This window comes from Blastomonas sp. SL216 (assembly GCA_026625625.1).
In the GTDB taxonomy this organism is placed as follows: domain Bacteria; phylum Pseudomonadota; class Alphaproteobacteria; order Sphingomonadales; family Sphingomonadaceae; genus Blastomonas.
Genome location: CP113055.1, coordinates 2,526,054 through 2,546,806 on the forward strand (window position 1 = coordinate 2,526,054; position 20,753 = coordinate 2,546,806).

The following is a 20,753-nucleotide window of genomic DNA, read 5'->3' on the forward strand; positions in this document are numbered from 1 at the left end:
GAGCCCCGACATGCTGCGCAAGTCCGATGGCAGCGCCGGTGATGTGGATTACGGAGTGATCGGTCGTAGCTATGTCCACTACCGGAAGCCCGATCCGTTCATTGCCGCACAAATACGCCGGGCCCTTGGCGATGCGACAAGCGTCCTGAACGTTGGCGCAGGCGCAGGCTCTTACGAACCGGACGATTGTATCGTGACCGCTGTGGAACCCTCAGCGTCGATGCGCGCGCAGCGCCCTGCCCATCTTGCCGTGGCGATTGATGCCGTTGCCGAAGATTTGCCGTTCACGGACAAGAGCTATGACGCTTCGATGGCGACCGTCACCATCCATCAATGGTCCGATCTGGAAGCAGGCCTGGCAGAGATACGAAGGGTCACGCGCGGCTCGGTCGTTCTGCTGGTCTGCGACCCGGCGCTGATGATGGATTACTGGCTGAGCGACTATATTCCCGAGGTTCGCGAAACAGAGGCCAGGCGTTTTCCCGCGATCGATCGGATAACGCGCGCGCTGGGGGGCTCTGTGGCCATCGAGCCCGTCCCGATACCTCTCAACTGTGCAGATGGCTTCAACGAAGCCTATTATGGCCGACCAGAGATGTTTCTGGACCCGCAGGCGCGGCTGGCGTGTTCAAGCTGGAGCCTCGTACCACAGGCAGCCATTGATCGCTTTACTCAGTCCCTGGCGGAAGATCTGGCAAGCGGTGACTGGGACAGGAAATATGGGCATTTCCGTCTGCAGCCATATTTCGATGGGCCATTGAGGCTCATTGTCGGAAAGCCGTAACAGAAGCTGATGACGCTGCTGCCGAGCCGGGCGGAGCTGGCGCGTTTCAGAGAAAGCCGGCATCCGGAGCGCTGGCCGATCGCCCCTATCTCTGGATTCCAGTCTTCGCGGGAAAAAGGGTAAGGGGAAGACAGGAAATCCGCCCCCTCCCCCACTTTAATCAGTTGATTAAACTGTCAGCTCGTTTACCCGGCTTGGGCGATTCCATGAACGTTGCGGGAGCCTTTTTTCATGTCCCACCTGTCCGCCGCCGAAGTCGATGCCATTGCCGCGAAGGTTGAGCGGTTCGTCCGCGAAGTGATCGCGCCCTATGAGCAGGACCCTCGCTGCGGCCCGCATGGACCGTCCGAAGAGCTGGTGCTGGAGATGCGCGCGCTTGCCCGCGAAGCTGGTGTGATGACGCCGCATATCCTGCCCGATGGTCGCCACCTGACTCAGGCGCAGACCGCGATCGTGCTGCAGAAATCGGGCCTGTCGCCGCTCGGCCCGGTCGCCGTCAACACCGCCGCGCCCGACGAGGGCAATATGTACCTGCTGGGCAAGGTCGGGAGCCCGGAGCAGAAGGCGCGGTTCCTGAACCAGCTCGTTTCGGGCGATTCGCGCTCGGCATTCTTCATGACCGAACCGGCCGACGAAGGCGGCGCGGGCTCCGACCCGTCGATGATGCAGACGACCGCGAAGCTCGACGGCAACCATTGGGTGATCAACGGGCGCAAGGCGTTCATCACCGGCGCAGAAGGCGCGAAGGTCGGCATCGTCATGGCCAAGTCAGAGGACGGCGCGTGCATGTTCCTGGTCGATCTGCCCGACCCTGCGATTCGCATCGAGCGGGTGATGGACACCATCGACAGCTCGATGCCCGGCGGCCATGCCATTGTCGCCATCGAAAACCTGCGCGTCCCCGCCGACCAGATGCTGGGCAATAGCGGCGAGGGCTTCAAATACGCGCAGGTGCGCCTCTCCCCTGCCCGGCTGTCGCACTGCATGCGCTGGTTTGGCGCGGCGACCCGCGCGCACGAGATCGCGAGCGATTATGCCTGCCGCCGTCATGCGTTCGGCAAGCCCCTGGTCGATCACGAGGGCGTCGGCTTCATGCTGGCGGAGAACCTGATCGACCTGAAACAGGCCGAGCTGATGATCGCCTGGTGCGCGGGCGTGCTCGACACCGGCGAGCTCGGCACGGCCGAAAGCTCGATGGCCAAGGTTGCGGTGTCAGAGGCGCTTATGCGCGTCGCCGATCGTTGCGTGCAGGTGATGGGCGGCAAGGGCGTCAGCGGCGACACGATCGTCGAGCAGGTGTTCCGTGAAATCCGCGCCTTCCGCATCTATGACGGCCCGACCGAAGTGCACAAATGGTCGCTCGCGAAGAAGATCAAGCGCGACCACAAGCACGCGACCGAAGGAGCCGCCGCATGAGCCTGAGCGCAGATCTGACCGGCCAGCGCATCCTGGTCACCGGCGCATCGAGCGAAGGCTTTGGCGCGCATTTCGCGCGGCTGCTGGCGAAGAGCGGCGCGCATGTGATCGTCACCGCGCGCCGCCTGCCCGCGTTGGAGGCGCTGGTCGAGGAAATCCGCTCTGCTGGCGGCAGCGCCGAGGCGATCCGGATGGATGTCGCAGAGCTCGCCTCGGTGCGCGAGGGCATGGCGGCCGCAGGGGCGATCCACACCTGTATCAACAATGCCGGGGTCGCGGTGACCAGGCGCGCGCTCGACCAGACCGAGGACGATTACGACTTCGTGATGGGCATCAACCTGAAAGGCGCGTGGAATGTCGCGACCGAGGCGGCGCGCGGCATGCGCGAGCGCGGCGGCGGCAACATCATCAACACCGCGTCGATCACCGGCTTTCAGCCCGCTGCTGGAACCGGCCCCTATGCCGTGTCCAAGGCGGGCGTGCTGCACATGACGAAGCAGCTGGCGATGGAGCTGGCGCGGTTCAACATCCGCGTCAACGCGCTCGCGCCTGGCTATTTCCTGACCGACATCAACCGCGACCAGCTCTCTGGCGAGGCAGGCGAACCCCTGCGCAAGCGCATCGCGATGCGCCGCTATGGCGAACTGCCCGATCTGGATGGCCCGCTGCTGCTGCTCGCCTCCGATGCCAGCCGCTTCATGACCGGCAGCATCCTGACGGTCGATGGCGGGCATCTGGTGCAGTCGCTCTGAGGCGGCTCAGTTGCTCTGGGTGAGGCTCAGCAGATTGCCGTCCGGGTCCTGAAACCAGGCGACCTTTGCCACCCCGTCGGGCGCGGTCCAGATACCCAGCGCGTCCTGACCGAAGCCTTCATAGAATTTGGGTGCGACGCCGCGGCTGGCCAGATGCTCCATGGTCTGCTCGATATCCTCGACCGACCAGCCCAGCGCCGGGTGCGGCGCGGCAGCATAGCCCTCCAGCTCGGTGACCCGCAGCACGGCCCCGCCCAGATCGAACACGGCGGCAAAGCCGTCATCGGCAACAAAGGGCAGCTGGAGCGTATCGCGGTAAAAGGCTTCGGCCACCCGGCGATTCGCGGTGTTGATGAAGGTGACAGGTTTGGCGTGGGTGAGCGGCATGCAGAGATCTCCCGCTAATGCGTCGCGATTCGCGCGGCATGATGCCTGTGTATCATCAAATGGGTCCGAGGCGAAAACCCTTGGGTTGACGCTTTGGACCGGCCAGCGCCATGGTCGCGCGCATGGAACAGCCTGACTCGCCGCAAGCCGCCATCCAGCTCGATCCGCAATGGCGCGCGGCGCTGGCCGGTGAATTTGCCGCGCCCTATATGGCCGAACTCAAGCAATTCCTGCTGGAGCGCAAGGCGGCGGGCAAGCGCATCTTTCCGCCCGGAAGCCACTGGTTCCGCGCACTCGACCTCACCCCGCCGGACCAGGTGCGCGTGGTGATCCTGGGCCAGGACCCCTATCATGGCCCCGGCCAGGCCCACGGCCTGTGCTTCAGCGTGCGGCCCGGGGTGCCGGTGCCGCCCTCGCTGGTCAATATCTACAAGGAATTGCAGCGCGACCTGGGGCTGACCCCGCCGCGCCACGGTTTTCTGGAGCCCTGGGCGCGCCAGGGCGTGCTGCTGCTCAACGCGGTGCTGACGGTGGAAATGGGCGATGCCGGATCGCATCAGGGGCATGGCTGGGAGCGGTTTACCGATGCGGTCATCGCGCAGGTCAACGCGCTGCCGCACCCGGTGGTGTTCCTGCTCTGGGGTGCCCATGCCCAGAAAAAGGCAGCAGGCGTCGACAGCATCGATCGTGGCGGGCGGCATCTGGTGCTGAAGGCCCCGCACCCCTCGCCGCTATCGGCGCATCGCGGTTTTCTGGGCTGCGGCCATTTCAGCCAGGCCAATGCGTTCCTGCAAGACCAGGGGCTGGACCCGATCGACTGGCAGCTGCCCGAAAGCGTGCAACCCGCCTGACGCCATGCGCCACCTTCGCGAAGGCAGAGAGCGGGTTTGAACGTTTACTTGAACACCGCCCGCGTCACCGCAAAGCCGACCAGCGCCGACGATCCGGTCAGGAACGTGCCCCAGATGATGTCGAGCACGGTGATCTTGGTGCTCCAAGTCGCCAGCGTCGCCTGGTTGGTAAGGTCATAGGTCATGTAGCAGAAAAAGCCGAGCAGCGCGCCCTTGACCAGGGCGGTCTGCCAGCGGCCGTCGGCCAGAGCGGGGACCACGGCGAAAATCTGGATGCCCGCGATATACAGCAGGTAGAACACCACTGCAGGCGCGAGGCGGAAGGACGGGGCGAGCAGATCGCCCAGCAGCGGCTGATAGAGGCGCGGGGCCATGGTCTTGAGCCAGACGCTGTCGATCAGCGCAAAGGCAAGCCCGGTGAACAGATAGGCGGCGGCATAGCGGAGCATGTATCGGCTTTCTGGCTGAGGACGGATAAGGATCGCTTCGCGCCGGAAACGACCCTGGCCACCGGCGATTGTCAACGGTCTGATGGCAGCTACGCCCGACCATGCGATCCAGATACGCGCGTCAGCCCATCGGCTTGGGTTGCCACAGTTCGATCTTGCGCCCTTCCGGGTCCATGATGTGCGCGAACAGGCCATTGGCCTCGGCGGGGAAGGTCTTGACCGGCTCCACCCCTTCGGCCGCGCAGCGCGCCAGCACCGCCTCCAGATCGTCCACCATCAGGTTGAACATGAACTCCTTGGTCGATGGCGCGAAATATTCGGTGCTTGCTGCAAAGGGCGAGAACACCGTGCCCGCGCCGGGGTGATTCGCGGCGTCCTGCGGCAGAAACACCAGCCCGCCCCAGTCATCGAAGGTAAGGCCCAGCACGCGGGCATACCATGCGCGCAAGCCATCTGGGTCGGGTGATTTGAAGAAAAGACCGCCAAGGCCGATGATCTTGCCCATGTCCGCTCCTGTCGCCTGAGTCGGTGCGCAGGATATCACGAAGTAAACATAGCCCCCAAAAGGAAACCCGCCGATGTTGCCACCGGCGGGTAAACCTTTTTCCTCCCCAGGAAAACTTTATCGGTCAGACATTATTTTAACGCACTACCGATCACAAGGAACCGTCCGTTCAACCGAACTGGTTCATCGTGTTGTTGACGCCGCCGGCCTTCAGCGCCGCCTCGCCAGCGAAATATTCCTTGTGAGCATCGCCGATGTCGCTTCCAGACATGTTCTGGTGCTTCACGCATGCGATTCCCTGACGGATCTCCTGCCGCTGGACGCCCAATACATAGCCCAGCATGCCCGCTTCTCCAAAATATTCCTTCGCCAGATTGTCGGTCGACAGCGCGGCGGTGTGATAGGTCGGCAGCGTGATGAGGTGGTGGAAAATGCCGGCGCGGCGCGATCCATCCGCCTGGAAGGTGCGGATGCGCTTGTCGGCGGCAATGCCCAGCTCGGTGTCGTCATACTTGGCGTCCATCAGCTGGGCGCGGTCATATTCGGACACGTCGAGACCTTCGGACACCATCGCGTCATAGACCTGCTGGCGGAAGTTGAGCGTCCAGTTGAACGACGGCGAGTTATTGTAGACCAGCTTCGCATTGGGAACGACTTCGCGGATGCGGTCCATCATGCCAGCGATCTGCTCGACATGCGGCTTTTCGGTCTCGATCCACAGTAGGTCGGCGCCGTTCTGCAAGCTGGTGATGCTGTCGAGCACGCAGCGGTCCTCGCCAGTGCCTTCGCGGAACTGGAACAGGTTGCTGGGCAGGCGCTTGGGACGCAGCAGCTTGCCATTGCGGTTGAGGATGACATCGCCGTTGCGCGCAGTGGCGGGGTCGATCTCTTCGCAATCGAGGAAGCTGTTATACTGGTCGCCGATGTCGCCCGGCTCGTGGCTGACGGCAATCTGCTTGGTCAGGCCCGCGCCCAGCGAGTCGGTGCGCGTGACGATGATGCCATCCTCGACGCCCAGTTCCAGGAATGCATAACGGCAGGCACGGATCTTCGCGAGAAAGTCCTCGTGCGGCACGGTGACCTTGCCGTCCTGGTGACCGCACTGCTTTTCGTCCGACACCTGGTTTTCGATCTGCAGCGCGCAGGCACCGGCTTCGATCATCTTCTTGGCGAGCAGATAGGTGGCTTCCGCATTGCCGAAGCCGGCATCGATATCGGCGATGATCGGCACGACATGCGTCTGGAAATTCTCGACCTGGGCGAGCAGTTCCTGTTCCTTGGCGGTGTCGCCTGCGGCGCGCGCCTTGTCGATGCCGCTGAACAGCAGGTCAAGCTCGCGGGCATCGGCCTGGCGCAGGAAGGTGTAGAGCTCTTCGATCAGCGCGGGCACGCTGGTCTTTTCGTGCATCGACTGGTCGGGCAGCGGACCGAAATCGCTGCGCAGCGCGGCGACCATCCAGCCCGACAGGTACAGATAGCGGCGCTTGGTGGTGCCGAAATGCTTCTTGATCGAGATCATCTTCTGCTGCGCGATGAAACCGTGCCAGCAGCCCAGCGACTGGGTGTACTGCGCAGGATCGGCATCATAGGCGGCCATGTCTTCGCGCATGATCTTGGCGGTATAGCGCGCGATGTCGAGGCCTGTGCGGAAGCGGTTCTGCAGCTGCATGCGCGCCACCGATTCCGGATTGATGCCGGTCCAGCGGCCCTGCTTGCTGCCGACGAGCTGTTCGTTTGCGCGGATTTGATCGGTATAGGACATGGCGTCTTTCCTCATTGCGAATCAGACGGTGTCACAAATTGACACCTCATGAGAGTTGGATACGCCGATCCGGCGCTGACGACCGCAAAATAGCGCAAAATTCTTGTAGTTTTGCGCCAGGTGCGAACAAGCCGCGTGTCAAACTGTAAATTTAATTACAAATGACCGCGACGTTAACCATATGGAAGGCGCGGCATGCTAACCCGCTCTTCATGACGGCCATGACAGATCCTGCGGCCAGTGCCGATCGTGCTGCCCTTGCGGACAGCCCCTTCACGCGCACGCGGCTGGCGATAGCGATCCTGGCGGTGCTGGCGATGCTGGCGATCGTCTCGGCAATCTTCTTCCAGGCGCCGCAGCTGGTCGGCGCGACCAAGATCCTGACCGATTACGATGCGTTCCATGTTGCCGGGCGGCTGGCGCTGGAGGGCCGCGCCGACGATGCCTATCGGCTGGAGAGCATGTTCGCCGCGCAGGAAGAATTTACCGGCAAGCGCTCGTTCATGCCCTGGACCTATCCGCCGCCCTTCACGCTGTTCGTGGCGATGCTCGCCAACCTCCCGGTAGGCGTCGGATTTCTGCTGTTCACCGGGCTGACTTTTGCCTTCTATCTCCATGTCGTCCACCGAATCGCAGGCCGCTTCACGCCGGGGGTGCTGATGCTGATGCTGCCGACCTTGCTGCTGCTGACGCGCACGGGGCAGAACGGCTTCCTGACCGGGGGGCTGATCGGGATGTTCCTGCTCGCCTTTCTGAACCGCCAGCCCGGAGCGGGGCTGCCGCTGGGGCTGATGGTGATCAAGCCGCATCTGGCCGTGGGCATCACGCTGATGACGCTGGCCGAGCGGCGCTGGCAGTCGGTGATGATCGCCGCGCTCACCGTGATCACGCTGCTGCTCGCCGCGACCGCCGCGCTCGGGCCCGAGGTCTGGTCGGGCTTTATCGATGGCATCGCGGAATCGGGCACCTATCTGCGCGACGGCTATTACCCTTTGTTCCGCATGACATCGCTTTATGCCACCGCGCACACGCTGGGCGCAGGCCCCGGCATGGCGATGGTGATCCAGGCCGCAGGCGCGCTGAGCGCCATCGCTGCACTGCTATGGCTGTGGCGGCGCGGCACCAGCGGCAACCGGCTGGCCGCCGCGATCTGCTGCGCATCGCTGTTCATCAGCCCCTATAATTATGATTACGACCTGACCATCCTGGGCCTGGCCATAGCCTTTGTGCTGCCCGAGCTGGCAGAGCGCACCCGACCGGCCGAACAGACCACGCTGTTCGCGCTGACCTGGATCGCCACCGGCTATGGGCTGGGCGTGTCGATCACCATGCCCGAAAATTCGGTGGTGCGGCTGGGTGATCCCGAAAGCGGTGCCCGGTCGCTGTCGCTGATGGCACCGATGCTGCTGCTGGTGATCGCGCTGGCAACCCTGGCGCTGCGGCGCGCGCCGCTTGGCAGTCCAGCGCAGGATGACAGCGACGCGCAGGTCCAGGGGCGCATGCCCGCCGCGTGACAGTGGCGCGATATGCGATCTTGATCTGCTGCACCGCAGCATTATATCGAGTCGCGCGGTGTCCCCCCACATGCTCCTGCCCCGGCAGAGCCCCAGCCTCCATGGAATGTCCCCGATGATCGCCAGAACCCTTGCGAGCCTTGCCCTGATTCTGAGTGCAGGCACGCCCGCCTTTGCCCAGGCCGTGGCCGACCAGCCGCCCGCGCCGAAGCCCGCCGAGAGCGAAGACAAGGCCCCGGCCAAGCCCGGCCCCACGCCGGAACAGCTGCGTCTGCTCGCCACCGCCACCGCCATGGCGCAGTCGGTTTTCGCCAAGGATTTCTACATGACCGTGGGCCTCGGCGCGGGCATGGTGCCCAGCTATGAGGGGTCGGACCAATATGTCTTCTTCCCCGCACCGGTCGTCCAGGGCAGCTACAAGGGCTATAATTTCGGTGCGCGCGGTCCCGGCCTGTTCGTCGACCTGATCAAGGACCCGGTGCTGCCCAAGGTGGAGTATATTGCCGGGCCCGTGGTTCGCGTTCGACTGGAGCGGAACAACCGTATCCGCGACGCGGTGGTCAAGCGGCTGGGGGATTTCCCGATCGCGCTGGAAATGGGCGCGACCGGCGGCATCAAGATCAATCGCATCTTCAACCGCTTCGACAGCATCACCATCCAGACCGATGCGCTGTTCGATGTCTCCGGGGTGCATTCCGGTGCGCTGGTGACGCCGCAGGTCAGCTATAACCGGCTGCTCGGCACCAAGGGCGTGATCAACCTGTCCGCCTCGGCCGATTTCGTCGATGGTGATTATGCCGATACCTATTTCAGCATCGATGCAGCTGGCAGCCGCGCATCGGGCCTGCCGCGCTATCGCGCAGGCGGTGGCCTCAAGTCGCTCCAGACATCGGCCCTTGTCGGCATCGATCTTTCGGGTAACGCGCTCGATGGCGGCTGGGGTGCGTTCGTGCTGGGCAGCTATTCGCGGCTGCAGGGCGATATTGCCGACAGCCCGATCGTCGCCATTCGCGGCGATGCCGACCAGTTCTTTGGCGGCGTCGGCCTCACCTATACCTTCTGACATTATGCCGCCCCCGCGCCGCCCGATGGCCGCGCGGGGGCCGGCAGTCAGTTGTTGCCGCTGATCAGATCACCAAAACTGCCGAGGGCAGAGCCTTCGCCCCGCGTCTGGCCGCCCCGGCTGCCCGCCGCTGCCAGCATCCGGCCTGCCAGGCGCGAAAAGGGCAGCGACTGGATCCACACATGGCCGGGTCCGCGCAGCCGCGCGAAGAACAGCCCCTCTCCGCCGAACAGCGAGGTCTTGATGCCGCCGGCCGAGACCAGGTCAAAATCCACATTGCCGGTAAATGCCGCGATACAGCCGGTGTCGACATGCAGTTCCTCGCCGGCGCGCAGTTCGCGCTCGACGATCGTGCCCCCCATCTGCGCGAACACCATGCCATCGCCTTCCAGCTTCTGCATGATGAAGCCTTCGCCGCCGAACAGGCCGGTGAGGATACGCTTCTGGAAATGGATGCCGATCGACACGCCCTTGGCCGCTGCGAGGAAGCTGTCCTTCTGGCAGATCAGCCGGCCGCCATATTGCGACAGGTCGATGGGCAGGATCGATCCCGGCACCGGCGCGCCAAAGGCAACGCGCGCCTTGCCCGAGCCGGTATGCGTGAACACGGTGGTGAACAGGCTCTCACCCGTCACCAGCCGCTTGCCCGCTCCCAGCAGCTTGCCCATGAAGCCGCCGCCCTGATCGTCGCTGCCGTCGCCGAACACGGTGGTCATCTCGATCGAAGGGTCCTTCCACACCATCGATCCGGCCTCGGCCACGGCGCTCTCGCCGGGATCGAGCTCGATCTCGACAAACTGCAGTTCCTGGCCCTTGATCTCGAAATCTATCTCATGCGCGGGCATGTCCGTCTCCTGTGGGTATAAGCTGAAGCGACCCTAATGCCTGGCCATGACCGCAGCAATGCGGTGGGTCATAGGCGGGACGAATGTTCAGGGTCCAGCCCATGCGGCATGGTGCCATGAATTGGCGCTGATCAGCTGGAGAGATAGACGTACCAGGCGATCAGCAGCACGACCCGCGGGGCGAAAGATGATCCGGTCAGCGCGGCGAGCACTATGGCGGCTATCGAAGCAGCTCCGCCGGTCGTCACCGCCAGCGCCAGCGGCTCGCCCGATCCGCGCGCGACCGCAGCGGGCAGCGCCAGCAGCAGCGCCCAGCCGGTTCCCGCCACCACAAAGGCCGCGCGCCGCATCATCGGCGACAGGGCGGTGGTCGCAGCCAGCTTGAGCAGCCCGCGTGCCTCGCTGCGCCCGGCATGCGCGCACAGCCCGAAGATCAGCAGCAGCAGCGCCGCCGGGCTGCCCATATGGCGATAATCCCCGCCCAGCCCCATCAGCGCCACCGCAGCGGCGAGCAGCAGGAACAGGCGTCCTGCTCCGACCAGGCGGAATTCGGCGCGCACCAGCCCCAGCGCGGGCGATCCGGCCAGCCGGGCAGCGGGCGCATCGACGCGCGCCGCCGGAGGTGGCCCTGCGGACAGCAGCCTGGCGATCCGGCCCTGACCGGCCTTGCGCCTGCCGACGCGATGCGGGCGATATATCAGCCCCGCGATCAGCACCATCGCCACCGCAATCCCGATCCAGGCCAGCCGCGCGGCGATATAGCCCGGCGCGTGCAGCCCGGCGCGCACGTCCAGGTCGATGCGGCCGGGCTTCAGGGTGGCCGGGTCGACTCCGCCGATCTGGACGTTCATCTCGCCTGCCGGCTCGGGACCTGCCAGCGGGCGGACAAAGCCGGGATGGTCGAACAGGTTGGAGGTGAAGGACGAAGGCTGGTTCGCCCCCACAAGCGGCATCACGATCGATGCCATCCACAGGAAGAAATAGGCGAGATCGCCCAGCGCCCCGCGCAGCCATGGCAGCGCATCGAACAGGATGCGCAGAGCCGCAAGCATGATCAGCGGCGGGGTGGCGATCAGCCAGAGCGGATAGGCGATCTGCCACAAGCTGTACGGCCCGCTCACCATCAGCCAGCCGAGGAACCAGCCCGCCAGCGTCAGCGTGCCCAGCGTGCCGAGCAGCACCGCAGCATCGGCGGCGAACCGCCCGAACAGCATCGCAACGCGCGGCGCGGCGGTCACCTCCTCCACCTGCCAGGGCTGGCGGCGGTTGGTGTTGGCGCGCAAATAGATATACCCCACCGGCAGCAGCAGCGTCGTCACCACGATGCCCAACCACACACCAAGCATCGCCGAGGTCAGCACCGGCAGCTGATCCTGGACCGCGATCACGACGCCTTGGCCGCTCTCGTCCGAAATCATGAAGCGCGCGCCCACCGGGGCGATCAGCAGCAGCAGCCACAGCCCCCAGCTGCGCCGGTAGCGCAGCAGGCTGGTGTCGAGCGACGAGCGCAGCACCTCGCCGGGCCGGGCCGCGATGCTCATGCGGGCCGCACCTGGCCCTGATCGACGCGCAGCACCTGCACCGCATGCGGGGCGAGCGCGTCGGCAAGATGCGTGGTCATCACCACCACCGCCTCGCGCGCGCGCTCGACGATCAACTCGCTCAGCCGCGCTGCGGTCTCGCCATCCAGCTCGGCCGTGGGCTCATCCAGCGCCAGCAGCCGGGGCGCGCCTAGCATCGCCTGCGCGAACACCAGCCGGCGTCGCATGCCGCCGGAAAAGGTGGCGATGCGGTTGTTGATATCGGCATGCAGCCCGATCCGGTCGGTGATCGCGCCGAACTGCGCATCGGCCTCGGCATGTTGCAGCCCCTTCAGCGCCGCCATGTGCAGCGCAAACTCGCGCGCAGTCAGATCCTCGGGCAGATCAACGGCTTGCGGCGCATAGCCCAGGCTCGCCCGCAACGCCCTGCGCGCGCCGGGCAGCGCCGATCCATCCCACGCAATCTCGCCACCATTGGGCTTCTCCGCCGTCGCCAGCAGCCGCAACAAGGTCGACTTCCCCGCCCCGCTCGGCCCGACCAGCAGCGTAAGGCCCGTGGGAAAGGTGGCGGTCACCCCGTCAAGCACCCGCTTGCGGCCATAGGATCGGGAGATGTTGTTCAGTGTCAGCATCATGCTGTATTATTACGGCAATACACATCGCGCAAGCGGATTTCGCTGGCCTTGGCGCGCCGACCATCCTAATCTCACCCCCATCCCCGGGGAGCCGAGCGGCTGAGAGGTGGGCGTTGCGTCCCACGACCCGTTGAACCTGAACCGGCTGATACCGGCGGAGGGAGGGAGCGGGCTTGTCCATCCATGCGCCCGCATCCGCTCTCCCGCCGACCAAGGAGAGCATAACCATGGCAGATATCCACTCCCGCACCGAGATCGGCGTGACCACCGGGCCCATTCGCGGCAGCCGCAAGGTGCATGTCGCGACCAAATCGGGCAGCGGCATCCGCGTGGCGATGCGCGAGATCGATCTGGCCGGTGGCGAGCCTTCGGTGCGCGTCTATGACACCTCGGGCCCCTATACCGACCCCAATGCCCATATCGATATTTCCGCAGGGCTTCCCGAGCTGCGCCGCGACTGGATCCTGGCGCGCGGCGACGTCGAGGAAGTAACCCAGCGCGAGGTCAAGCCGGAGGATAACGGCCAGCTGGGCCCCGATCGTTCGGGCGGCGTGCCCCCCTTCCCCAATGTCCGCAAGCAGGTGCTGCGCGCGAAGCCGGGCATGAACGTCAGCCAGATGCATTATGCCCGTCGGGGCATCATCACGCCCGAGATGGAATATGTCGCCGAGCGCGAGAATCTGGGCCGCGAACGGCTCAAGGAATATCGCCGCGACGGCAACAGCTTCGGCGCGTCGATCCCCGATTATGTGACGCCCGAATTCGTCCGCGATGAGGTTGCGCGCGGCCGTGCGATCATCCCCAGCAACATCAACCATCCCGAAACCGAGCCGATGGCGATCGGCCGCAACTTCCTGGTCAAGATCAACGCCAATATCGGCAACAGCGCGGTCGCCTCGAACGTGGCGTCCGAAGTCGACAAGATGGTCTGGTCGATCCGCTGGGGCGCGGACACCGTGATGGACCTTTCCACCGGCCGCAACATCCACGACACGCGCGAATGGATCCTGCGCAACAGCCCCGTTCCGATCGGCACCGTGCCGATCTATCAGGCGCTGGAAAAGGTCGGCGGCATTGCCGAGGAACTGACCTGGGAGATCTTCCGCGATACGCTGATCGAACAAGCCGAACAGGGTGTGGACTATTTCACCATCCATGCAGGCGTGCGGCTCGCCTACATCCCGATGGCGGCCAAGCGCGTCACCGGCATCGTGTCGCGCGGCGGCTCGATCATGGCGAAATGGTGCCTGGCGCATCACAAGGAAAGCTTCCTGTACGAGCATTTCGACGAGATCACCGAGATCATGAAGGCGTACGACATCGCCTATTCGCTGGGCGATGGCCTGCGCCCCGGATCGATCGCCGATGCCAATGACGAGGCGCAGTTCAGCGAGCTCTATACTTTGGGCGAGCTGACCCATCGCGCGTGGAAATCCGACGTGCAGGTGATGATCGAAGGGCCCGGGCACGTCCCGATGCACAAGATCAAGGAGAATATGGAAAAGCAGCTCGAGGTGTGCGGCGAAGCGCCGTTCTATACCCTGGGCCCGCTCACCACCGACATTGCGCCGGGCTATGACCACATCACCTCAGGGATCGGCGCGGCGCAGATCGGCTGGTATGGCACGGCGATGCTCTGCTATGTCACGCCCAAGGAGCATCTGGGCCTGCCCGATCGTGACGACGTCAAGGTCGGCGTGGTCACCTACAAGCTCGCCGCGCATGCCGCAGACCTTGCCAAGGGCCATCCGGCAGCGCAGGTGCGCGACGATGCGCTGAGCAAGGCACGCTTCGAATTCCGCTGGCGCGACCAGTTCAACCTCTCGCTCGATCCTGACACCGCAGAGGAATTCCACGACCAGACCCTGCCCGCGGAAGGCGCGAAAACCGCGCATTTCTGCAGCATGTGCGGCCCCAAATTCTGCTCGATGCAAATCAGCCAGGAAGTCCGCGACTTCGCCACCAAGCAGAACCAGGGCGTCGAAGGCTTCATCGCCACCGGCCCGAGCGGCGCAGAGACAGCCGCCGCCAGCCGCGAGGCCGCGCTGAAAGGCATGGCGGAGATGAGCGAACGCTTCAAGCAGGAGGGCGGCGAGCTGTACCTGCCTGCGGAGTGAGGGGGGCCGGGCATTTGAGAGGCGAGCCATGATTACCGAAACGGCCAAGCACGCCGCAAGGAGCAGCTCGCCCTTCACCGCCCACCGCCTGAATTGCGCCCGAACACCATCAGAACCAAGGCCCGACATGTCCCGTACCCCGCTCACCCTCGCCCTGCTCACACTCCCCCTTGCTGCCTGCGCGCAGGACGCGCCGCCGCCGCCCTCAGAGCAGGAGGCTCCCGTCATCACAGGCGGCTGGAGCAAGGCCACACTCACGCCCGAGATCGAGGCAGTTGCGGTCTGGGCGTTCAATGCCATGGATGTGCCCGGCGCAGAGCTCGCCGAGATCGAGGCTATCAGCCAGCAGGTCGTGGCGGGGATGAACTATCGCATGGATCTCGTGTTCACGGACGGCAGCCGCTGGCGGGTGCAGGTGTATCAGAACCTGTCGGGTGAGCGCAGCCTGACCAGCGCGGAGCAGATCAAGGGCTGAAGGCCCCCAAGCGGAGACAGGATATGAGCGGCCCGGCCTTCCCCGAAGACCCCAGCTATCGCGTCGTGCTGACCGGTCTGAATACCGGACCGACGCCCGATACCGGCACGCTGCTGCTGCAACTGCCCGATCAGGGCGCGTTGCCGATGCTGCAGGTCTATGATGGCACCGCGTCGTACATCAAGCTGGTGCGGCGCTGGCGGCGCGGGGCCCGGCCGATCGAGCATCAGACGGTCTGGCTGGATATCGATGTCGGCCATGGCCCGTTCGAGGTGGTGGAGCCGCGCCCGCGCGAGGACATTCTGGCCGATATCCGCGCCTTTCTGGGCGATGATCCGCGCGCCGATGCGCTGATCGCCTGCCTGCCCAAGCTGCCCTGGTAGCGCGAGCGCTGGAGCCGGCAGAGTGCAGCCTCAGACCATCTTGTCCCAAAGGATCGCGCCCCACACCAGCATGGTCATCGCACCACCCGCGAAGGTGGCGATCACCGAATGGCGCAGATAATGCGCCTGTGAGTCGATCGAATGGATGAAGGCGGCGAACAGGCGGCGTTGCAGCTTGAGCACGCTATCGGGATCGGGCCCGGAGATCAGCCCTTCCTCCAGCCCTTCGGTTTCGAACTCCTCGCCCAGCAGCAGCGCGCGCAGGCACAATATGCTCGACCAGACCAGCGGCAGCAGACCGACCAGGCTGAGCAATGTCAGCAACGGCTGGGTCGGCGCATCGAGGCTGAGCGGCGCGCCGGGGCTCGCGGAAATGGGATGCGTGCCGATGGTGGTCATCAGCGCGTTGAACGCCAGCAGCCCGCCGAGACGGATCGACAGGTCCAGATCGCGATTCTCCAGATATTCGAGCGTGGCGATGAAGCCCGGGTCGGGACAATCGCCCAGCATCGCCTGAAACGCGCGGAGACGGGATCGGAAGAACGGTCGCACCATGGCCTTTAGCTAACGTCATTCGCGGCCACGCGCCAGACGGCAGATTGCGCCCAAGGGCGCGCCATCGAATTGATCCACTCCGGATCAAACTGCCCGGATCGGGCTGCACGCGGGGCGGTGGACGCATTATGCTTGCCCGCAGCAGCGAGCCGCTGCCACACGCCTGCGGAGGCCAAGCCATGCTCCATGCCAGACTGGCCCTGATGCGCGCGATGCTGGCGGCCGCAATCATCGCCTTGCCCGCCGACCTTGCGGCCGGCTCTGCGGCGACGGGCCCGGGGGACAAGGCCATGCCGATGGACTTTTCGCATGTCACCAGCCGCGAGAAAGCAGCGGCGCTGGCCAGGCGCGGCGAACTGGTGAAGATCCGGCTGCTGCCCAAACGCTTTGGCGGACCGGATGCACCGGAAAACACGAGCTATGTCCCCGCCGGCACGGAAGTGGCGCTCGATTTTGCGCATGATCGGATCAGCGGGCTGGTCGAGCTCAAGGCCATCGACCGGATGACCATCAAGCCCGAATATCGCGGCAAGAGCAAAGTCCCTGTGGCGATCACCTATATCTGTCACGGTGCGGGGGACAAGCCGCCGATCACGATCACGGTCAACATCTGGTAAGGGCCTGGCGAGGCGCGGGATCACCCCCCGCCGCGCGGCACCTTGCGCCTGCGGCTGGCGAGCAGGATGTCGCTCATCTCGTCAATGAGGACGCGGCCCTTGATGCCATCTTCGGTCTTGTCTTCCGGGTCGGCCTCGAAATGCGCGCGCATCTGCTGCGACATGCTGACAAGCTGGGCATATGTCTGTTGGCCGAGTTGGTGGCGGATCGTCTTCAAGCCTTCGTTGAGCTGAAAGAACGTGATGTCGATGCTTTCCTCATACGCCCATGACATTCCCGACTTGAATTCTGGCGCATATAGCATCATCCAACCCAGAAGATCATAAATGGAATCCAGGTCCTTGGGGAAATAGGGAGGTTTGCTGGGATCCTCTATTTTCGGCATCTTACTTTCCTGGCTTCTTGATGACGTAGGTACTGCCTCGTCCAAGCTGGGTAGGGCGCACGATCACCACAGAGTCGGCTCCAAAATCAGCGCCGAAAAACCCTCGAATCTGAGGCTTCGACGGCAACTTGCGTTCAGTGGTCATATCATAGGCCATTCTGCCAACCCTCGCATCAGGGATGCGATATGTTCGATCCGTTCCGGACGTATCATATTCGCGACCCGACACTCGCACCTGCCTGCCAACGCCATGTTGAATACCATAGCGATCAAACAGCATCCTCATTTCAGCCTTGACGGAGCGATCAATGAAATTGCCTATCGCTTCGTCGGGCGAAAGGCGCGGTCGCAAGTGCCCGGCACCAAACAGCTTAACGCCTTTCTCATAGGCTCGGTCAGTACTCGCCTGCATTTGCCGCAAGACCTCGACCTGCAGCGGCCCCATATCCCCCAGCTTGTTGTAACGCACCGCCGCGCGGTGCATCCTGAGGGTCTTGATCTCGTTGATCTGCCCCTCCAACGTGGTCGCAGGGCCGAGGCTCGAGTAGCGAAAATCGGGGTCCACCTGTCTGATCTGCGCGATCAGGCTCTTCACTTCGGCACCCGCGAGCTCCGTCGTCAGGCGGCGCGAGGGGCCAGTGATATCAAGCGCATTGTCGGCCAGCGCGATGATCGCCCCGCCCGGAGCATTGCGCAGACCCGGGAAGGTCTGCTCGAGCGTCATCGGGTCGTAGCTGGGCCGACGCTGGTTGCCGCCGATCCGGGCGCGCGGATTGGGCTTGTAATTGGCCAGCGTCAGCCGTGGTTGCGTCGCCGCCGGCCTGTCGGCAGGTGCAGAACCCTCGCGCGGGGATCGGCGCGCCGTGCCTGACCGCTGCCCGCCTGGAGCAAAGGTGAACTGCCCGTTTTCGGGATCGTGATAGGGGTTGAACTTGCGCTCCATGCGCCGCGTCGGTGCGACGAGACCGGAGCGCCTGCCGGTCCTCAGATAGGCTTCGAACGCCTGGCTGTACGGGGACTTATGGCTGATCGCATGGGGGTTTCCAGACATGGAATGCTCCCTTTGACCCGAGGGGAACAATCCAGGAACAAATCCAACATTTCAACAAGTTTTACCGATATGGTTATTTTGTATAAGAACAACCAACCATTTCTTCGCCAAGATGCTGGGGTGGCTCGGCATCCGGCACCCTATCCTGCCGACGCAGCACAGCTATGCTCCAGCCGATCAGGATCAGCAGCAGCGGGGCCATCAGCGACACGGGTTGATCGTCGACGCGAACCGCGCTGCCATCGCGCAGATAGGACGCGGCAAGGCCATAGCCGGTCGCCGCCCAGCATAAGGCCAGCAGGGCGGCCTGTTCCCATGCGCGGGTGCGCGCCAGCAGGTCAGGCAGGATGAAGGCAATCGCCAGACCCAGCAGGCACAGGTCATAGTCATAGGCATAAGGGCTGACGAAGAGGCTGGCGGCGCAGGCGAAAGCCGCGAGGCGATGCGGCGACAGCCGGTTGCGCCAGGCGAGCAGCAGCAGGCTGATCGCAGCGCACGCACCGAGCGCCTGTCCCACGAGCGCGGCTCCAGCGGGCAGGCCGAGGCTGAGCGCAAAGGCATAAAGCGAGGTCATGCGGAACATCGGATAGCGGCCCTCTGCCAGGAACACGCCGGACTCGCCCACGCCGTCGGCAAACGCCGTCCAGATCGCCGGGCCGAAGACCAATGTCGGCACGATCAGCGCTGTCGCCACCACCGCGGCGGCAACCATCATCACCCGCCCGCGCCGCTCGGCCAGGGTGAGCAGCGCGATACCTGCGGCAAGGTGCGGCTTGATCACCATCAGCCCCAGCGGCAGGCCCGCGCCGGGCTTGCGCGCCAGAAACGCAGTGAGGAACCAGCCGGTCAGCGCGCCGGTGAGAAATCCGTTCTGTCCGGTCATCACGCCCAGCGCCAGCACGGGCGCCATCGCCAGCAGCACGCCGGGCAGATGATCGCCCGCAATCCGACGCAGCATCAGCACAAAGCCCGTCAGCGTCAGCCCGGTAAACAGCGCATAGCCCAGCCCCAGCGGCAGCGCGGCCAGCCCCGCGACGAACAGGGTGAAGGGTGGCGGATAGGTCCAGGGCATGAACGCCGTGGTGCCCGTCATCCGCTGCTGCGCGGCCTCCATCGTCGCCATGCGATAGGCGTCACCCGCATGGCCTTCCAGCGCCAGGCTGCCTGCGACATGAAAGGCATGGAAATCGACGAACACGCCGCCGCCGCTCTGGCTGGCGCGGTGATAGGAGATCGCCGCCAGGGTCAGCAGCATGGCCAGCGCGGTCAGCACGGCCCTGGTCACCACAGGGCTGGTGGCGAAAATGCAGGGCAGGCGCTGGAACATGCGCGCAAACATGCCGCATCCGCGCTGCGATTTGGTTAACGCAAGCCTAGCGGATGCAAGCGGCTACTGCCCGCCTTGCAGACAACACGCGCCTTACAGATAATATTTGATCTTCACCCGCTGGCTGGTGCCGCTGCCCTGCGCGACGAACACCACCTGCGAAAAGCGCGGCGGGCCGAAGCTGAAGCTGGGGTTGCGCGAAAAGCCGATGCCTTCCTTGGGAATGCCGGCAAAAGTATCGAGCTTGTTGTTGCCGTTTTCGTCATGGACGATGGCGAGCGCATATTGCCCGGCGGGCAGGTTGTCGAACCGCGCCATGCCGTCCTTGGCGCGTGCGGTCAGGCGATAGGCACTCTTGTCCTTGTCGCAATCGGGAAAGCTCTTTTCATTGGCGGTCAGGCACAGCTGCAACAGGCCCTTGGTCGAACGCAACTGGTCGACCGTGATCTCCACATTGCTCAGCGGCGCGGCACCCGGCAACAGGCTGAGCGCCATGAAACCGATTGCGCAGGTCGAGAAAAGCTTACCCATTCCCCATCTCCGGATCAGACCGAGCGAGTGGCATCGCCCATCGACGCTGCCTCGCGCGGACGCGACTGTTTTTCCTGAAAGGCCCCCAGCCCTTTGTCCGTCCCGCATAGCCTGTCCCAGAAGCGGAAATAAAGTCCATAATTGCAAGTGTAGCGCGCATGATGGAGCTGGTGGTGGCTGGCGGTTATCAGCCCCTTGCCTAACCGGCCCTGAACAAGCCAGCGCGGAAACAGCTCCCAGCCCATATGGTTGGTCACCCCCATCAGCGTCATGGTGAACAGCACCAGACCCAGCATCGCGGCATGGATGGGGATGAGGAACACCAGCGCCGGGATCACCACCGCGCCGGTCAGCGCCTCGATCGGGTGGAAGCTCATCGCCGCCCAGGCTGTCGGCGGGCGGCTGTCGTGATGCACCGCATGCGCGATGCGGAACCATTTGGGCACGTGCATCCAGCGGTGCGTCCAGTAGAACCAGGTATCGTGCGCAAACAGATAGAGCAGCACCGATAGCGGCAGATACCAGAGCGGATAGGCGGCCCAATCGGTATAAATCTGCGTCCAGCCGCGGTTCTGCCAGCCCCAGGCGACGATGCCGGTGGGGATGCCATAGATCGCCGCGCTGTACAGCGACCAGCGGATCTCCCTGCCGATCTGCGGCTTCAGCCCGGCATAGAGGCCCGGCCGCACCTTTTGCGTCAGCCAGGCGAACAGCCCGCTGGTGATCAGATACCGCACGCCGACGATCAATGTCATCGCCAGCGCAGACACCAGGATATGCGAGGAACCGAGCATTCCACCGCTGTAG

General features: G+C 64.4%; 23 protein-coding genes and 1 riboswitch. Of the genes, 10 read left to right on the top strand and 13 right to left on the bottom strand.

All coding sequences use genetic code 11. From position 1 onward, the window contains the following. Positions 1–10: 10 nt before the first annotated feature. From OU999_11875 to OU999_11885, 3 genes are all read left to right on the top strand, one after another. Positions 11–784, top strand: a complete 774-nt coding sequence (locus tag OU999_11875; GenBank protein WAC22449.1) for a class I SAM-dependent methyltransferase — start codon at positions 11–13, stop codon at positions 782–784. Positions 785–1,015: 231 nt separating this feature from the next. Beyond that, positions 1,016–2,200, top strand: a complete 1,185-nt coding sequence (locus OU999_11880) for an acyl-CoA dehydrogenase family protein (GenBank protein WAC22450.1) — start codon at positions 1,016–1,018, stop codon at positions 2,198–2,200. Further along, on the top strand, positions 2,197–2,952 hold the full coding sequence (locus OU999_11885; protein ID WAC22451.1) for an SDR family NAD(P)-dependent oxidoreductase: 756 nt from the start codon (positions 2,197–2,199) through the stop codon (positions 2,950–2,952). The genes OU999_11880 and OU999_11885 overlap by 4 nt, the downstream gene beginning before the upstream one ends. Positions 2,953–2,958: 6 nt before the next feature. Here OU999_11885 and OU999_11890 read toward each other — a convergent pair whose 3' ends face one another. After that, positions 2,959–3,339: a VOC family protein gene (locus OU999_11890; protein WAC22452.1), complete on the bottom strand. Its 381-nt coding sequence runs from the start codon at positions 3,337–3,339 to the stop codon at positions 2,959–2,961. 122 nt (positions 3,340–3,461) lie between these two features. Here OU999_11890 and ung point away from each other — a divergent pair, with 122 nt between their 5' ends. Then, positions 3,462–4,190, top strand: a complete 729-nt coding sequence (gene ung / locus OU999_11895; GenBank protein WAC22453.1) for a uracil-DNA glycosylase — start codon at positions 3,462–3,464, stop codon at positions 4,188–4,190. A gap of 44 nt (positions 4,191–4,234) precedes the next feature. On the opposite strand, the gene OU999_11900 is transcribed toward ung, so the two are convergent. The 3 genes from OU999_11900 to OU999_11910 form a co-directional block, all read right to left on the bottom strand. After that, a complete protein-coding gene (locus OU999_11900) occupies positions 4,235–4,639 on the bottom strand; it encodes a DUF2177 family protein (protein ID WAC22454.1) in 405 nt (134 codons plus the stop codon). A gap of 121 nt (positions 4,640–4,760) precedes the next feature. Next, positions 4,761–5,144 (bottom strand): VOC family protein, encoded by a 384-nt coding sequence (locus tag OU999_11905; protein ID WAC22455.1) that lies wholly within the window; start codon positions 5,142–5,144, stop codon positions 4,761–4,763. A 169-nt stretch (positions 5,145–5,313) separates the two neighbouring features. Then, positions 5,314–6,906, bottom strand: coding sequence for an isocitrate lyase (locus OU999_11910; protein ID WAC22456.1), 1,593 nt, complete (start codon positions 6,904–6,906; stop codon positions 5,314–5,316). Positions 6,907–7,127: 221 nt separating this feature from the next. Between OU999_11910 and OU999_11915 the strand changes: the two genes are divergently transcribed. Further along, positions 7,128–8,420: a glycosyltransferase family 87 protein gene (locus tag OU999_11915; protein ID WAC22457.1), complete on the top strand. Its 1,293-nt coding sequence runs from the start codon at positions 7,128–7,130 to the stop codon at positions 8,418–8,420. Positions 8,421–8,535: 115 nt separating this feature from the next. Beyond that, on the top strand, positions 8,536–9,483 hold the full coding sequence (locus OU999_11920) for a MipA/OmpV family protein (protein WAC22458.1): 948 nt from the start codon (positions 8,536–8,538) through the stop codon (positions 9,481–9,483). 47 nt (positions 9,484–9,530) lie between these two features. Here OU999_11920 and OU999_11925 read toward each other — a convergent pair whose 3' ends face one another. From OU999_11925 to OU999_11935, 3 genes are all read right to left on the bottom strand, one after another. Beyond that, a complete protein-coding gene (locus OU999_11925; GenBank protein ID WAC22459.1) occupies positions 9,531–10,328 on the bottom strand; it encodes a TIGR00266 family protein in 798 nt (265 codons plus the stop codon). 131 nt (positions 10,329–10,459) lie between these two features. Next, the gene (locus OU999_11930) at positions 10,460–11,869 is read right to left on the bottom strand and encodes a hypothetical protein (protein WAC22460.1); all 1,410 of its coding nucleotides are present in this window, start codon (positions 11,867–11,869) and stop codon (positions 10,460–10,462) included. Beyond that, complete coding sequence (locus OU999_11935; GenBank protein WAC22461.1) at positions 11,866–12,504, bottom strand: ATP-binding cassette domain-containing protein; 639 nt, start codon at positions 12,502–12,504, stop codon at positions 11,866–11,868. Before OU999_11935 ends, OU999_11930 begins: the two co-directional genes overlap by 4 nt. A gap of 74 nt (positions 12,505–12,578) precedes the next feature. Beyond that, a riboswitch (TPP riboswitch) is annotated at positions 12,579–12,684 on the top strand. Between the two features lie 47 nt (positions 12,685–12,731). Here OU999_11935 and thiC point away from each other — a divergent pair. The 3 genes from thiC (at position 12,732) to OU999_11950 (ending at position 15,479) form a co-directional block, all read left to right on the top strand. Further along, entirely contained in the window at positions 12,732–14,621 is a 1,890-nt protein-coding gene (thiC, locus tag OU999_11940; GenBank protein WAC22462.1) for a phosphomethylpyrimidine synthase ThiC, read from the top strand. A 127-nt stretch (positions 14,622–14,748) separates the two neighbouring features. Continuing rightward, on the top strand, positions 14,749–15,096 hold the full coding sequence (locus tag OU999_11945; protein WAC22463.1) for a hypothetical protein: 348 nt from the start codon (positions 14,749–14,751) through the stop codon (positions 15,094–15,096). A 23-nt stretch (positions 15,097–15,119) separates the two neighbouring features. Then, entirely contained in the window at positions 15,120–15,479 is a 360-nt protein-coding gene (locus tag OU999_11950) for a hypothetical protein (GenBank protein WAC22464.1), read from the top strand. A 30-nt stretch (positions 15,480–15,509) separates the two neighbouring features. On the opposite strand, the gene OU999_11955 is transcribed toward OU999_11950, so the two are convergent. Beyond that, the gene (locus OU999_11955; GenBank protein WAC22465.1) at positions 15,510–16,034 is read right to left on the bottom strand and encodes a hypothetical protein; all 525 of its coding nucleotides are present in this window, start codon (positions 16,032–16,034) and stop codon (positions 15,510–15,512) included. 179 nt (positions 16,035–16,213) lie between these two features. Here OU999_11955 and OU999_11960 point away from each other — a divergent pair, with 179 nt between their 5' ends. Further along, positions 16,214–16,651: a hypothetical protein gene (locus OU999_11960; protein ID WAC22466.1), complete on the top strand. Its 438-nt coding sequence runs from the start codon at positions 16,214–16,216 to the stop codon at positions 16,649–16,651. Between the two features lie 20 nt (positions 16,652–16,671). Here the strand turns inward: OU999_11960 and OU999_11965 are convergent, their stop codons facing one another. From OU999_11965 to OU999_11985, 5 genes are all read right to left on the bottom strand, one after another. Beyond that, positions 16,672–17,037, bottom strand: a complete 366-nt coding sequence (locus tag OU999_11965) for a hypothetical protein (GenBank protein WAC22467.1) — start codon at positions 17,035–17,037, stop codon at positions 16,672–16,674. A gap of 1 nt (position 17,038) precedes the next feature. Beyond that, complete coding sequence (locus OU999_11970) at positions 17,039–18,088, bottom strand: hypothetical protein (GenBank protein WAC22468.1); 1,050 nt, start codon at positions 18,086–18,088, stop codon at positions 17,039–17,041. 73 nt (positions 18,089–18,161) lie between these two features. Further along, entirely contained in the window at positions 18,162–19,427 is a 1,266-nt protein-coding gene (locus OU999_11975) for a glycosyltransferase family 87 protein (protein ID WAC22469.1), read from the bottom strand. 81 nt (positions 19,428–19,508) lie between these two features. Beyond that, positions 19,509–19,946, bottom strand: a complete 438-nt coding sequence (locus OU999_11980; protein ID WAC22470.1) for a DUF2141 domain-containing protein — start codon at positions 19,944–19,946, stop codon at positions 19,509–19,511. Between the two features lie 14 nt (positions 19,947–19,960). Continuing rightward, entirely contained in the window at positions 19,961–20,740 is a 780-nt protein-coding gene (locus OU999_11985; protein ID WAC22471.1) for a sterol desaturase family protein, read from the bottom strand. Positions 20,741–20,753 lie beyond the last annotated feature (13 nt).

Bases quoted from the DNA above. Each gene is read 5' to 3' on its own strand.
- OU999_11915 (WAC22457.1), top strand. From the start codon at position 7,128: ATGACAGATCCTGCGGCCAGTGCCGATCGTGCTGCCCTTGCGGACAGC.
- ung (WAC22453.1), top strand. From the start codon at position 3,462: ATGGAACAGCCTGACTCGCCGCAAGCCGCCATCCAGCTCGATCCGCAA.
- thiC (WAC22462.1), top strand. From the start codon at position 12,732: ATGGCAGATATCCACTCCCGCACCGAGATCGGCGTGACCACCGGGCCC.
- OU999_11900 (WAC22454.1), bottom strand. From the start codon at position 4,639: ATGCTCCGCTATGCCGCCGCCTATCTGTTCACCGGGCTTGCCTTTGCG.
- OU999_11930 (WAC22460.1), bottom strand. From the start codon at position 11,869: ATGAGCATCGCGGCCCGGCCCGGCGAGGTGCTGCGCTCGTCGCTCGAC.
- OU999_11920 (WAC22458.1), top strand. From the start codon at position 8,536: ATGATCGCCAGAACCCTTGCGAGCCTTGCCCTGATTCTGAGTGCAGGC.
- OU999_11985 (WAC22471.1), bottom strand. From the start codon at position 20,740: ATGCTCGGTTCCTCGCATATCCTGGTGTCTGCGCTGGCGATGACATTG.
- OU999_11935 (WAC22461.1), bottom strand. From the start codon at position 12,504: ATGATGCTGACACTGAACAACATCTCCCGATCCTATGGCCGCAAGCGG.
- OU999_11885 (WAC22451.1), top strand. From the start codon at position 2,197: ATGAGCCTGAGCGCAGATCTGACCGGCCAGCGCATCCTGGTCACCGGC.
- OU999_11975 (WAC22469.1), bottom strand. From the start codon at position 19,427: ATGTTTGCGCGCATGTTCCAGCGCCTGCCCTGCATTTTCGCCACCAGC.
- OU999_11955 (WAC22465.1), bottom strand. From the start codon at position 16,034: ATGGTGCGACCGTTCTTCCGATCCCGTCTCCGCGCGTTTCAGGCGATG.
- OU999_11875 (WAC22449.1), top strand. From the start codon at position 11: ATGCTGCGCAAGTCCGATGGCAGCGCCGGTGATGTGGATTACGGAGTG.
- OU999_11965 (WAC22467.1), bottom strand. From the start codon at position 17,037: ATGCCGAAAATAGAGGATCCCAGCAAACCTCCCTATTTCCCCAAGGAC.
- OU999_11950 (WAC22464.1), top strand. From the start codon at position 15,120: ATGAGCGGCCCGGCCTTCCCCGAAGACCCCAGCTATCGCGTCGTGCTG.
- OU999_11880 (WAC22450.1), top strand. From the start codon at position 1,016: ATGTCCCACCTGTCCGCCGCCGAAGTCGATGCCATTGCCGCGAAGGTT.
- OU999_11945 (WAC22463.1), top strand. From the start codon at position 14,749: ATGTCCCGTACCCCGCTCACCCTCGCCCTGCTCACACTCCCCCTTGCT.
- OU999_11970 (WAC22468.1), bottom strand. From the start codon at position 18,088: ATGTCTGGAAACCCCCATGCGATCAGCCATAAGTCCCCGTACAGCCAG.
- OU999_11960 (WAC22466.1), top strand. From the start codon at position 16,214: ATGCTCCATGCCAGACTGGCCCTGATGCGCGCGATGCTGGCGGCCGCA.
- OU999_11890 (WAC22452.1), bottom strand. From the start codon at position 3,339: ATGCCGCTCACCCACGCCAAACCTGTCACCTTCATCAACACCGCGAAT.
- OU999_11905 (WAC22455.1), bottom strand. From the start codon at position 5,144: ATGGGCAAGATCATCGGCCTTGGCGGTCTTTTCTTCAAATCACCCGAC.
- OU999_11980 (WAC22470.1), bottom strand. From the start codon at position 19,946: ATGGGTAAGCTTTTCTCGACCTGCGCAATCGGTTTCATGGCGCTCAGC.
- OU999_11925 (WAC22459.1), bottom strand. From the start codon at position 10,328: ATGCCCGCGCATGAGATAGATTTCGAGATCAAGGGCCAGGAACTGCAG.
- OU999_11910 (WAC22456.1), bottom strand. From the start codon at position 6,906: ATGTCCTATACCGATCAAATCCGCGCAAACGAACAGCTCGTCGGCAGC.